Source organism: Microcoleus sp. S13_C5 (genome assembly GCF_036700845.1).
Classification (GTDB): domain Bacteria; phylum Cyanobacteriota; class Cyanobacteriia; order Cyanobacteriales; family Microcoleaceae; genus Microcoleus.
In genome coordinates, this window is the sequence record NZ_JAUBPR010000021.1 from 1 (window position 1) to 12,745 (window position 12,745).

The following is a 12,745-nucleotide window of genomic DNA, read 5'->3' on the forward strand; positions in this document are numbered from 1 at the left end:
GAGCAAATTAGTTCGTTGTCATCTTACAATTTTATTCTTGAAGCCCTATTCTATGCAGCTTCATATTAAATTGGTATCACCCCGCTGCAACAATTGCCACCCTGCTTGAGTTTGCGCGTTGGTTGCTGCGTCAGAACTTGCAGTTGCAGTAATTAAGCCGATCGACAATACTAAAGCTAGCGACCCGAAAAACCATTTCCAGTTGAGGTAAATCCGCGCAGCCATTGTTGCAGAAGTTAGGAATTAACTTATCATACTATAATACAACAAATATTGCTCTATGGAACTCACCAATTTTATTGCTCTGTCTGTCATTATTGCCCTCGTGCTAGGGATTGGGTTTGGAACAATGACTTGGGCTTACTTCGGCAAGGGCAGCATTTCTGTACTCTTTAAAGAACCAATTTTAACTTACCCAGAATTTCCGGATACCGACAGCGGCAGCAAAGCTTCCGTTTATTTTCAACAAGGAATTGAGGCTTATCAGTCTGGAAAGTACCGCAAAGCCAAAGATAAATTTACCAGCGCTGTAGAACAAGTTTCAACTTTAGCAGAAGCTTACCACAATCGCGGCTTAGCTTTTGCAAATTTGCGATCGGATGACGAGGCTGTTGCAGATTTGATCCGTGCCAGCGAATTATACCAACAGCAGGGGGCTGGATTTGCGATCGACACGATTAAACAAAATCTGGCAGCCTTGAAGCAGCGCAAATTAGAACGAGAAAAACAAAAAGCAGTAGCGACATAAATTATTATGTTCTGCCAGTGGAACTAAACCCAAACCTAGATTTTTGATCTTAAAAACCCGGTTTCTTTAAGGCCTTTCGGCGAAGAAACCGGGTTGGTTTACCGAATGTTTATTAAAGTTGAACATCAAGATTTAACGTTGTCCCGAACAGCTAAACTTTTCTGGCATCTTCTATTTGGTCAATTTTAGAAATCAGCATTTCTCGGCTAGAGGCCACAACTCGATAATTAGTAATTGGATCGTAAGCTTCCCACTCTTGAGTCACTTCGCTGTCTTGCCAAAAAAACCATTCCCGGTAAATTTCGCCGTCATCAATGTCGCCGCACAAGGGAAGCCAATCATCTCCTCCCAAGCTCTCAAAATCTCCTCCTACTAAGTCAATCCAAGCTGCAAGGATACAAGAGTCAATAGCATTATTATTAACAGTGACTGCGTTAGAGTGAAGAGAAGTTTCGGGAAAACAAAGTGTGGATTTCATAAGCTGTACCTGAATGTTATGTTATTAATTTATAAAAAAATCCTCTACGGCAGTGACAGCAGAATGCCACTATCCTAACCTCCACAGTTCCCCCCTCGAAAAACCTTGACACCCAAAGCGCTCAAATGCCTCTGCTGTATGACTTTAGACCGCTTTGAGTTAAGTCGCTACAGAGGCTAAATTGAGCCACTTTGCCAACTGGCATAGAAGAAAGCCCGATCGACCAAATATTGTTGGCGAGGGATCTCGCGCATTAAGGAGCGAAGACAGCCGGACTGCCAATTGTATACTTGGTAAATTGGCGAGTTTCAGTACAGTTTTTGTGGTAAAATTAGTAGTAACCAGACTTTCGTACCCACACCCTGGTTTAGTCAAAAGCTTTCCAACGAGCTTTCCAAGCGTGGTGCGATCGCCAGTTTTGATTTATTGTTGTTAATTTTGCAAAGTCCCGATCGACTGTTAGGGAAAAAAATTATGCAAGCAACCAACCAAGAAAGAATTATCGATCTGACAATCCACTATACCAACGGCAAACAGCAACACTTCCAGTTCATTGCGCCAGAGGGAACAGTAGGAGAGCAAGCAACTTTAGGCACTCGCCTGCACAAAATGTTGACAGCAGACCCGATAATTCTCGAATTGGCAGATAAACTGGTAGTTATCCCAGTTCACAACATACAAAGTATTGAAATATCGCCCATTCCTTCCAAATTGCCAGAGGGTGTCCTTCACCCAATGCGAGAAATCAAGATATAGCTAAGGTGTTCTGCATCTAAATTCAACTGAAAAGGCGGGCAAGATGCCCACCCCACGCCAGCTTTTAATAAACATAAATGTCCCAATTAAAGGCGCGACAACTTATTACAGCTAACAGATTAAAATTACCCAAAAACTTGTCGATCTCAGGGACGGTATATGTCGCGTGAGTGAGGGGAATAATTGCAGATTTCGCAGACTTTGACTTACCAGAAAAAATGCTAGAACTCCACTGTCACACTACTTATTCCGACGGCACTCTCACCCCTGCCGAACTCGTAGCCGCGGCCGCTTCATCGGGGGTTCGCGCCTTGGCCGTCACCGATCACGATACGATGTCGGGTTGGGATGAAGCCTTCGCCGCCGCTGCTTTGCACGGTATCGAAATAGTCCCCGGACTCGAACTCAGCACCGTTCACAACGGTCGATCGCTGCACATTTTAGGTTTTTATCCCGATGCAAATAAGTTGCGAGTTCCTTTGAACGATCGCCTGCAAGGACGGTTTCGGCGATCGCAGGAAATGGTCGAAAAATTAGCAGCAATGGGATACGCGATCGAACTGCCCAAAACATCCCCAGGAATGGCACCGGGAAGGCCTCATATTGCCTCTGCACTTGTAAAAGCCGGTCACGCGAAATCATCGCGGGAAGCATTCGATCGCTGGCTGGGAGATGACGGCCCGGCTTATGTGCATTACGAGAAATTCTCGATCGTCGAAGGCATCGATTTACTGAAGAGTTGTGGCGCAGTACCAGTTTGGGCTCACCCTTATTTATTTCGCGGTGGCGCTGTTGAGGAAGTCTTAAAAGAATTAGTAGATGCTGGTTTAATGGGAGTTGAAGTATACCATCCCAGCCACAGTTATAGCCAAATCCAAAAATTGAAAGATTTGTGCCTTCATTACGGTTTGCTGGCAACTGGTGGCAGCGATTATCACGGCCCCGATCCGGAAAGGAAAGCAGCAGATAGCACCCAATTGAATATGCTGCATTTGCCCTTAGAATTGCTCGAACCGATTAAAGTTGCTGCGGCGAGTTTGAAATAGTTTTTTAGAACTAATATTGCTGACGTATACATTTGTAAAAAAAAGGAATCCTTCGCTTTTTGAGGGAGGGATTTGCACGCAGTAAGTCATCAGAAGAAGACCGAGGTCAAGCAGAATATAAATTAATATGAAGTTAAAGGCAATTGCAGGGGAGTTGATTTTACAATGTTACTAAAGGAACTTGCCAAACGGAGCTTATTATGAGTGCAGAAGACAGAGCAAAGGCGATCGGCAAAAATTTAGAAGGCAAAGCTCAGGAAATTTTCGGTAATATTACGGGCAACAGAAAAGACCAGGTTGAAGGCAAAGCCAAGCAAGCGGAAGCCTCCGCCCGCCACGCAGCAGAAGATGCAAAAAATGCGGTGAAAAATCTGGCAGATCAAGCCAAAAGGTCGATCGACAAATTGTAGAAACTGCGTTATACCAAATCCTGGCTAATACAATTCGCTTCATATCAAATCCTTGGGTATCAATAGGGTTTGATATGATTTATTTTTGGAATGTGCATAAACTGGGTGACTCCTGCGATATCTCTTCAAAAGCGCAGTGGAGAAGTCCCTACGATTGTTAATTTTACACCGGATTAATTTCGTAGTAAGGACTTCAGTCCTTATCGCATTGCCTTTACGAAAAATTTTTGCTCAATTCTGCATAAAGCCGCCAAAACCTGCGATATCAGAGTATCAACACGCAAAAACTGGACTATGACGAGACATGATACCCCCGTCGAACCCTTAGCAGGTTTAGTTCCTGTAGCGGCAAGTTTCAACTTGTTGCTTCCACCCACGGGTTGGGAACTCAAACCGATTTCCTTGACTTTGTTACTGTTGGCAGGTTACAGCACTATTTTCCCTGAGATAATCGAATTATCTCGATGTCATCCGAACGTGCCTGTGAACACCGACGAACAGTTACGCCAACTTCTACAACTCTTGAAAGACTCGCAAGAGGGGAGTAAGGAACAAGAAAGACTCAAAAATAAATTGTGCCAACTCATTCCCCATTTGCCCGGAATTCGCAAGAATCGCGATGCCAATCCTAATATTGATTTTGACGGCGCAGTGAATGAGGCCTATGGGGGTTTTTTCAAAACGCTGCCGAGATTTTTTCGGGAAATTGACCTCGATAATATCGCTGATGATGCGTTGCAAACCCGAGTGGTTAAGCGGTTCAATACAATTGTTAAACGCAAAGTATATGACCAATACAGCAAGTTAGATCGGCAGCCTTTTACTTTTAGTTTGGATGCTCCAACTAAGAGCAAAATAGGTGAAGAATTTGATTCTGAAGGAGTGGCTGATGATACTACGGTCATAGGAATTGAGCAACTGATTGAGCAAGAACAAGTTAAAAAGAAGGATCGCATCGGTCGCAAACTATGGCAGTGTATTGAAGACGATCCGACGGGAGAACTGCGAAACAGTTATCCCAATGAAAAAATAGATAAGACTCAGCCAAACACTCCCGAAAATCGTCGCCCTCGACCGGATGCCAATTGTCACATACTGGCAGTGCGATTGCTGCTGAAAGACCCTCCTGATAAATTATCGGTAATTGCCAGAGAGTTAAATATTGACTATCAAACTCTCAACTCTCACTGGAAAAGAACAGGTTTTGAGCTCGTCAAAGAGATTGGCAATAGAATTGCTAAAGAATGTGGATATCAACCGGAGGAATAATGGTGAATAGCATGGATACTTATTTGTTACAAATTCCTCTGGAGCAAACTGCCCGCAATTTAGCTCTGCAATTTGCTTCAGAGCAAGCTAATCCGCAAAAAGGCAAGCGGGTTTATTTCAATACCCTGGCGGTTTGGGCAGTTAACTATTTTTTGGAATGGATGGAAATGGAAACCGATATTGATGGCGGTGATAGTTGGAATCCAGCAATGCGGGCGGTTTTGGATGTCGGCGATTTGGTTTTGCCGGGGATTGGCAAGATAGAATGCTGTCCGGTTCAGCTTGGAGAATCGGCGATTTCTCTGCCGCAAGTGCGAGGAAACCGCATTGCATATATCGTCGTTCAGTTTGCCGAACCTTTCGATAAGGTGAAACTTTTGGGCTTTATTCCGGCTGTGGAAATTCATGATGAAATTCAAGAGATTTCTCTAACTAATCTCAAACCCCTTGAGGAATTGTGGGATTATTTGGATCGAATTGAGTTGGCGATTCCGCTGTTGCAAGGTGAAATTGAAGAGTTGCTATCTGATTTGGGAGAAGATGACCCCGTACAAGCACAAGTTCGGGAGAATTTGCAAAACAAATCTATTTCTGAAATAGTGGCAATTTTGAATAAAGTTTTGCACAGTAGTGAGAAATCTGACTGGGGATATGAAGGGGGGAAGGCTTTAGCGGGAAGTGGTTCTAGCAGTGGAGGTTTGGGAAATAGAGATATATCTTTCTCTCGTGATAAATCTTCACCTGTTGAGAAAGCTTCAGATATTGAGGAGGATGTGAAAGCGGAACTGAATCTGATTGCTGAAGATTTGTTGGAGAAGTTAGCGGAGATTTGGGGAGATGGTGATGATTTTGCCTTGTCATAAATCGGCAATCTCCCAGAAATATGGATAAATTTCCATGACTTGTAGGGGCGGCTTCACTAACCATATCTGATAAAAATCAAAAATTAAAAAAAACCGCCCCTACAAGTCATCAATACGAAAAAAAAATTAAAATATTGCGTTTTTGGGTTTTTTGCATGGGGTGGGGGCGGGTTTTCGAGTTTATTTGTTTTTGGCGCTAGTGGTTGGTGAACCCGCCCCTACAACATTCCAAAGACAAATATCTAGAATTTTTCAGGAATCTGCATAATTATCCCCCAAATTGCCGATAGAGATATATACAGAATAAAGGGAAACTCCAATGGACGAACAACGCCTCGCCGCCTATCTCGAACTGATTCAAGCCCTGCTTGAGTGGGCTAGCGGTAAAGAGGATGATATTCTCAACGCCAATCTAGAGTTAGTTGATGCCAATTTTGTGCAAGTCATGGAAGCGGAAGCGGAGAAGATGGCAGCAGAGGGCAACTCCCAGGCAGCTTGGTTGCAGAATCTAGCGACACAATTGGCAAACTTTGTCGGCAGTACAGCAACTCCTCAAGAGTATTTTTCTTTTTTGATGGAGGTGTTGCAAGCAACGTCAGACAGTGGCGGAGATCCTCAAGTCGCATATCGTATTTTACAGCAAAATTTCGACAAATTGGATTTAAAATTTGCTCGAATCTTACAAGCTTGGGCTACATCCACATTCACAGAAGTTACCTCAGAAGAAGCTGCATCCATTGCAGCCGCTATTGGCAATTTTGGCAACTTAATTCAGCAGTTTCCCCTGGGGCGGCGGGCATGGAATTTAGAAATAGGCATTGCTTGTTATAGTGCAGCATCAGAAGTCTATACCCGCGAGGATTATCCCGAACAATGGGCAATGGGTCAAAACAATTTGGGGACTGCCTATAGTGACAGAATAGAAGGAGTCAAGGCGGCGAATATAGAAGAGGCGAGCGCCTGTTTTCGGCTAGCATTAATAGTGTATACCTCTGAGAATTCTCCCGAACAATGGGCAATGACTCAAAACAATTTGGGGAATACCTATAGTAATAGAATAGAAGGAGTCAGGGCTGCGAATATAAAAGAGGCGATGGCCTGTTTTCGGGAAGCTTTAAAAGTCTATACCCGCGAGGATTATCCCGAACAATGGGCAATGACTCAAAACAATTTGGGGATTGCCTATAGAAAGAGAATAGAAGGAGTCAGGGCGGCGAATATAGAAGAGGCGATCGCCTGTTTCCGGCTAGCTTTAGATGTCTATACCCGCGAGGATTATCCCGAAAAATGGGCAATGACTCAAAACAATTTGGGTACTGCCTATGGTGACAGAGAAGGAGTCAGGGCAAAGAATATAGAAGATGCGATCGCCTGTTTTCGGGAAGCTTTAAAAGTCCGTACCCCCGAGAATTATCCCGAACAATGGGCAGGGACTCAAAACAATTTGGGGAATGCCTATAGGTACAGAATAGAAGGTATCAGGGCAAAGAATATAGAAGATGCGATCGCCTGTTATCGGGAAGCTTTAATAGTGTATACCCGCGAGGCTTATCCCGAAAAATGGGCATTGACTCAAAACAATTTGGGTTTTGCCTATGGTGACAGAGAAGGAGTCAGGGCAAAGAATATAGAAGATGCGATCGCTTGTTATCGGGAAGCCTTAAAAGTCCGTACCCGCGAGGCTTATCCCGAACAATGGGCAATGACTCAAAACAATTTGGGGATTGCCTATAGAAAGAGAATAGAAGGAGTCAGGGCGGCGAATATAGAAGAGGCGATCGCCTGTTTCCGGCTAGCTTTAGATGTCTATACCCGCGAGGATTATCCCGAAGATTGGGCAATGACTCAAAACAATTTGGGTACTGCCTATGGTGACAGAGAAGGAGTCAGGGCAAAGAATATAGAAGATGCGATCGCCTGTTTTCGGGAAGCTTTAAAAGTGTATACCCCTGAGAATTATCCCGAAAAGTGGGCAGGGACTCAAAACAATTTGGGGAATGCCTATAGTGATAGAATAGAAGGAGTCAGGGCGGCGAATATAGAAGAGGCGATCGCCTGTTTCCGCTTAGCATTAGAAATTCGCACTCCTACTGCTTTCCCTTTAGACTCCTTGCAATCAGGTAGAAACCTCGGCAATACCGCTTTCACTGCTGGTTTTTGGGATATCGCCCTTGAAGGATTCGAGAAAGCAATTCAAGCAGTAGAAAAAAGCAGAAGTTGGGCAACTTCCGACGATATCCGCCAGCAGATTTTAGCTGAATCTATAGGTGTTTACGAAAAGGCAATTCAAGCTTGCGTCAACAACAACCAACTGGAAAAAGCCATAGAATATTGCGACAGAACCCGTGCTCAGCGGTTAGTCGATTTAATGCACAGCAATGATTTGTATGCTAGCAGCGAAATTCCACCCGCAGTGCAAAAGTATTTGCAGGAATTTGAGGCGAAGCAGCGGGAAATTGACGCAGAAGTTGAACAACTCCGCAAACCTTCTGAAGGCAATAAAGAATTAGCAGGTGTGGGGAGTCAGTCCCGCAGTCGGGCAGATTTGTCTGCTTACACGGAGAAAATTCAAGAATTGGAAGGGGAGAAACAGCAAATCTGGGAAAATATTCGCAGTTTAGATCCTGTTTTAGCGGGACAAGTTCAAGTCGATCCGATGCAGTTTGCGGCGATGCAGCAACTCATTGACAATTCGCAGACGGCGATTCTCTGTTTTTATACCACGACTGATGACACTCATGTTTTTGTGATTTACAAGGATAAAGCGCCGCAGATTCACACTTGTCAGGGAGAGGGTTGGGGAAATTTTCAGAAGTGGATTTTTGAGAGTTGGTTGTCGCCTTATTTGCAGGATAGGAAAATTTGGCAACAGGGGATGGGTGAGTTTTTATCTCAGTTGTCGCAGCGGTTGAAAGTTGATGAGTTGATTGGTAATTGTTTGGAGGGGATTGAGGAATTGATTGTGATTCCGCATCTGTTTTTGCATCAGATTCCGCTGGCGGCATTGCCGATAGAACCCCCCCAACCGAGGGCGGGCACGGGGGCACCGCCCCTACGAAGGGTGTTCCTTGGTGACAAATTCCTAATTCGTTACGTGCCCAGTTGCCGAATCTTGGAGTATTGCAATCAACGCCCAACCATCGAATCGCCGAAATACGGGATTGTGGAAAATGCCACTGATGATTTGTACTTCACTCTTTTTGAGTGCGAACAAATTGCCGAAATTGTGACCAAACCTGAGCGCTTAAAAGGAAGTCAAGAAGCAACAGTCGCAGCCTATCGAAACCTCGCCCAAAATGTGAATATAATCCACTCCAGTCACCACGCTGTCTCGCGTTTAGACAATCCTTTAGAATCGCGCTTGTTTTTAGGAGACGGGAGTATCACCTTAGGGGAATTGATGACACCTGGTTGGCGCTTGCCGCAGTTATCCGATGTGTTTATGTCCTGCTGCGAAACTAATTTAGGAGGGACGGAAATTACCGATAATCTTCTTAGTTTGGGAACGGGGTTTTTGTGTGCGGGAGCTCGGAGTGTGGTCAGCACTTTGTGGGCGGTGGATGATTTTGCTACTTCGCTGTTGTCGATTTTTTACTATCACTATCGTCGGGAAGGTTTGAGTCGTCCAGAGGCTTTGTGGCGGGCACAGGTGAGGTTGCGGAAAATTTCGGGGTCGGAGTTGAAAGAGCTTTATCAAGCGCAAATCGATCCATTGCTTCAGAGAATTATTGGGGATTTAAAGTCAAAATTGGCGGTGGTTCAAAAGGAAAAACAAAAGTTAAAATTGCGGCAGAAATCCTACCGCAAGGAGACGGATGAGTTTAATAAGTTGGGGGCGGAGTTGAAGAAAATAACGAAGCGGGAGAATCAGATTCAGAAACAGAAGAAAGGATATGAAAGTTTGAAAGAAAATATTTACACTATGTCAAATCCTTTTGATGATTTGAGTTATTGGTCGGGGTTTATTTGTCAGGGTTTGCATTGACAAGACTTAGGCGCTCCGGCTGACGAAACCGGGTTTTTTACCGAATCTTTCGGCTGCAATGCGTCTTTTCGTAGAAAAACCCGGTTTCTGGGCTCCCATGCTAAATCCTATGAGTTTAACACTCCTAATAGCGAGGACTTTCGCTATGAGACAGGGCATTAATTCCCTGTCGGACTTTCGGCAAAATGCGCTATTTCATCCACATTAATCCGAGTTTATCTCCGGTTAAAAATCGGGTTCAGCGGCCAAAAGCTCGATCGACAAATCCATCTGTTCCTTCCCCCGCGCCAAAAAGCTGTCGCACTCCTGCCAACACTCCACAGCCACCGCAAACTGCTCGAAAACCTCTTCTAGAGGCAACTCTCCCGATTCCACCCGATCGATAATCGCTTCTATTCGATCGACCGTTTCCTCATAATTCCAGTCAGACTGGCGCAACTGCGAATCAATCATAACTTTTCTTCCGCATCCAATACTTCTACAATCTTAACTTTCAGCACGCCCCGACTCAACCTCACAGTCAATTCCTCTCCCAATTCCAAACCGTCAGTTGTGCGAACGATCGTACCGTCACTTTGGATTACCGCCGCATAACCCCTTTGCAATACCGCTGCCGGATTCAGTGCGGATAACTTTTCTTGCAATACTTCCAGTTTACCAGTTGCTTGCCGCAAAGTTCGGGATGTCGCAGGCAAACGTTTTAATCGATTTTGTAACAGTTGCAAATGCTCTTCTTCTGCCTGAAATCTGACCCGCACAGCACTTGCTAAATTGACCATTCGCTGCTTGTGTTCAAAGTAAATATCTGCCAAAATTGGTACAGCTTGAGCCGCCGCCGCTGTTGGAGTGTGGGCTCGTTTATCTGCTACTAAATCCGCGAGAGATTCGTCTCTTTCGTGCCCGATACCTGTAATAATTGGAATCGCACAATTCGCGATCGCCCTGACAACTCTCTCATCATTAAAACAAGCCAAATCTTCCGCAGAACCGCCGCCCCGCCCTAAAATGATCACATCAGCCCTACCGTCCAATTCTACGCGGGCGATCGCGCGGGCGATCGCAGCAGCAGCGAATTCTCCCTGCACTCCTGTCGGCGACAGCAACACCTGCAAACCCGGATATCTTTGGGCTAGAGTCCGCTGAATGTCTCCCCAAGCAGCACCGGTATCGGATGTCACCACGGCCACAATTTGCGGGTGTGCGGGAATCGGGCGCTTTCGGGCGGGATCGAAGAAACCCTCAGCATCCAAGCGCGATCGCAATTGCTGCAACCGCAAAGCCTGCAATCCTTCCCCAGCCGGTAGCGATTGCACAACAGTCAACTGGTACTCGCCGCGATTTTTGTAAACCCGGATGCTTCCCAAAACCAGCAACTGTTCCCCTTTTTCCGGGATTTGCACCAATTTTTGCCGCTGAGAATTCCACACCACGCAGCGAATAGCAGCGCTTTTGTCGGTGTCGCACAGAGTGAAAAAGCAGCCGCTGGGGTGGTGCGAAACGTTCGACACCTCGCCTGTCAGCCAAACTGATTGCAGGTTGCGATCGCCCTCCAACAAGTCTTGCAGGTAAGATGTTAGTCCGGCAACAGATAAAGCTGTATCGGGAAGAATTGAAGTCATCCAATTTTAGATTTTAGATTTTAGATTTTAGATTTAGGCTACTATCAATGCTTCGGACAGTGTGCGATTGCCAAGCGTAAAATAAGGGTGTCAGGGCTATGGCAGAATCGACTTGCTAACGGAAAATCCAGGGTTTCCGACTAGGATCTCAAAATAGTCCGGACTATTGTAGTATATCTAAGGTAATTTATTGGTAGGCTGAGCGGACGATAGTAATTTTAACTGCAAACAAACTAATGATATCAGATACAATGACTTCGATGAATGTGCTGCGCCAAGAGGCTGCGGCGATCGGCATTACTGAGGAAGAAGCCAGAAAATATGGCGACCTCCGACATAAAAGAACTTGGTCTTTGGCGATCGAACATCACCTATCAATGCAAGATTTTGCCGATCGCATAGAACAATCCTTCACAACTTCCGAACCCGATTCTTCCAGCGCACTCAACCACTCTCAGACTGAAGAGTCGAAAGACTATGGTATTCAGCTAACTGCTAATCTAGGCGAATCTAGAGTAACCAGGGAGAATCCAACAGCCTCTCTTGCTTCGCCACAACAGCAAGCAGTAGCAATCGGGCGATCGCACAGTAGTTCCGACCACCGCAGCAACCAAAACCGAGGTTTTAAACAAGTAGTTCAAAATCATATTAAAGCATTAACAATTGCATCCGCCTCCCGCATAAATCTGCCCCATTCACAACTGGGCAATTGGGTTTGTCCTGAGTGTGGGTCCGAGGGCGAATTGGATTGTTACCTTTGCGCCGGAGAAGGCACTGTAGGGGACATTGCAGCTATTGGCTGGACGCTAGCTTATATGGAAATGTTGGGCTGTTCTGCTCGCGAAATTGAACCGTTGAGAAAAATTACGCCTTCATCGAATATTCTGGAATTGAATTTAAAAGTTTGTGTTGCTATCAAACAAAGTAGCGAAGTTTTAGCCAGGACGGAGAAATGGGTAATTAGCCATTAGTTACCAGAAAGCTCAACCAAATTAAGTATTGATTCTAGCTTTTTCAAAGCAACTTCCAAATCGTCATTAACAACTTGGAAATCGAATTCCCCTGCCGCTTCAATTTCCTCTTTAGCCCGCACCAACCGACGGGCGATGGCAGTTTCGGAATCTTGACCCCGACTCCGCAGCCGCCGCTCCAATTCTTCCCAAGAAGGAGGTAAAATAAAAATTCGCAGCGCCTCTGGAAACTTATTTCTAATTTGCCTAGCCCCTTCGAGCTCAATTTCGAGCAATACCCATTTTCCCTCACCAATTCCTTGCTGGAGAGCAAAATAGGGAGTACCGTAAAAATTGCCGGCAAACTCGGCCCATTCCGCCAACTCTCCAGCCTCAACCATTTGTTCAAAGCGGCTGCGGCTGACAAAATAATAATGCTTTCCCTCAATTTCTCCCTCACGGGGCGATCGAGTTGTCACCGATACCGAAAGATATAATTCGGAATGGCGATTGAGGAGCGATCGTACTAAGGTGCCTTTCCCCACACCGCTAGGCCCCGTCAGAACAATTAATTTACCAGATTTCATTTTTAGAATAGAAACGTGTAACAATTCAAGTTTT

At 45.2% G+C, this 12,745-nt stretch carries 13 protein-coding genes; 8 read left to right on the plus strand and 5 right to left on the minus strand.

The annotated features are described in order from the left end of the window. Positions 1–60: 60 nt before the first annotated feature. Positions 61–225, minus strand: a complete 165-nt coding sequence (locus QUA04_RS08460; RefSeq protein ID WP_333255655.1) for a hypothetical protein — start codon at positions 223–225, stop codon at positions 61–63. 55 nt (positions 226–280) lie between these two features. On the opposite strand from QUA04_RS08460, the gene QUA04_RS08465 reads away from it, so the two are divergent. Then, on the plus strand, positions 281–748 hold the full coding sequence (locus QUA04_RS08465) for a hypothetical protein (RefSeq protein WP_015176387.1): 468 nt from the start codon (positions 281–283) through the stop codon (positions 746–748). Positions 749–899: 151 nt separating this feature from the next. Here the strand turns inward: QUA04_RS08465 and QUA04_RS08470 are convergent, their stop codons facing one another. Beyond that, the gene (locus QUA04_RS08470) at positions 900–1,226 is read right to left on the minus strand and encodes a hypothetical protein (RefSeq protein WP_333255659.1); all 327 of its coding nucleotides are present in this window, start codon (positions 1,224–1,226) and stop codon (positions 900–902) included. Positions 1,227–1,700: 474 nt separating this feature from the next. On the opposite strand from QUA04_RS08470, the gene QUA04_RS08475 reads away from it, so the two are divergent. The 6 genes from QUA04_RS08475 to QUA04_RS08500 all read left to right on the plus strand — a co-directional run bounded on the left by QUA04_RS08475 (position 1,701) and on the right by QUA04_RS08500 (position 9,555). Beyond that, positions 1,701–1,982, plus strand: a complete 282-nt coding sequence (locus QUA04_RS08475) for a hypothetical protein (RefSeq protein WP_333255661.1) — start codon at positions 1,701–1,703, stop codon at positions 1,980–1,982. A 218-nt stretch (positions 1,983–2,200) separates the two neighbouring features. After that, positions 2,201–3,028, plus strand: a complete 828-nt coding sequence (locus tag QUA04_RS08480; RefSeq protein WP_333255663.1) for a PHP domain-containing protein — start codon at positions 2,201–2,203, stop codon at positions 3,026–3,028. A 200-nt stretch (positions 3,029–3,228) separates the two neighbouring features. Further along, positions 3,229–3,438 carry a CsbD family protein gene (locus QUA04_RS08485; RefSeq protein ID WP_333074046.1) on the plus strand — a complete coding sequence of 70 codons (210 nt, stop codon included), beginning with the start codon at positions 3,229–3,231 and terminating at the stop codon, positions 3,436–3,438. A 294-nt stretch (positions 3,439–3,732) separates the two neighbouring features. Next, the gene (locus tag QUA04_RS08490; RefSeq protein ID WP_333255665.1) at positions 3,733–4,707 is read left to right on the plus strand and encodes a hypothetical protein; all 975 of its coding nucleotides are present in this window, start codon (positions 3,733–3,735) and stop codon (positions 4,705–4,707) included. Further along, entirely contained in the window at positions 4,707–5,570 is an 864-nt protein-coding gene (locus QUA04_RS08495; protein ID WP_333255667.1) for a DUF1822 family protein, read from the plus strand. Before QUA04_RS08490 ends, QUA04_RS08495 begins: the two co-directional genes overlap by 1 nt. Before the next feature lie 319 nt (positions 5,571–5,889). Further along, positions 5,890–9,555 carry a CHAT domain-containing tetratricopeptide repeat protein gene (locus tag QUA04_RS08500; protein ID WP_333255669.1) on the plus strand — a complete coding sequence of 1,222 codons (3,666 nt, stop codon included), beginning with the start codon at positions 5,890–5,892 and terminating at the stop codon, positions 9,553–9,555. Between the two features lie 225 nt (positions 9,556–9,780). Here the strand turns inward: QUA04_RS08500 and xseB are convergent, their stop codons facing one another. Together xseB and xseA are read right to left on the minus strand one after the other, a co-directional pair. Further along, positions 9,781–10,008, minus strand: coding sequence for an exodeoxyribonuclease VII small subunit (gene xseB / locus QUA04_RS08505; RefSeq protein WP_333255671.1), 228 nt, complete (start codon positions 10,006–10,008; stop codon positions 9,781–9,783). Continuing rightward, a complete protein-coding gene (gene xseA, locus QUA04_RS08510) occupies positions 10,005–11,174 on the minus strand; it encodes an exodeoxyribonuclease VII large subunit (RefSeq protein ID WP_333255673.1) in 1,170 nt (389 codons plus the stop codon). The genes xseB and xseA overlap by 4 nt, the downstream gene beginning before the upstream one ends. Positions 11,175–11,410: 236 nt before the next feature. On the opposite strand from xseA, the gene QUA04_RS08515 reads away from it, so the two are divergent. Next, positions 11,411–12,145: a hypothetical protein gene (locus tag QUA04_RS08515; RefSeq protein WP_333255675.1), complete on the plus strand. Its 735-nt coding sequence runs from the start codon at positions 11,411–11,413 to the stop codon at positions 12,143–12,145. On the opposite strand, the gene gmk is transcribed toward QUA04_RS08515, so the two are convergent. After that, entirely contained in the window at positions 12,142–12,711 is a 570-nt protein-coding gene (gene gmk / locus QUA04_RS08520) for a guanylate kinase (protein ID WP_333255677.1), read from the minus strand. The two genes, QUA04_RS08515 and gmk, sit on opposite strands and share 4 nt — an antisense overlap. Between the last annotated feature and the right edge of the window lie 34 nt (positions 12,712–12,745).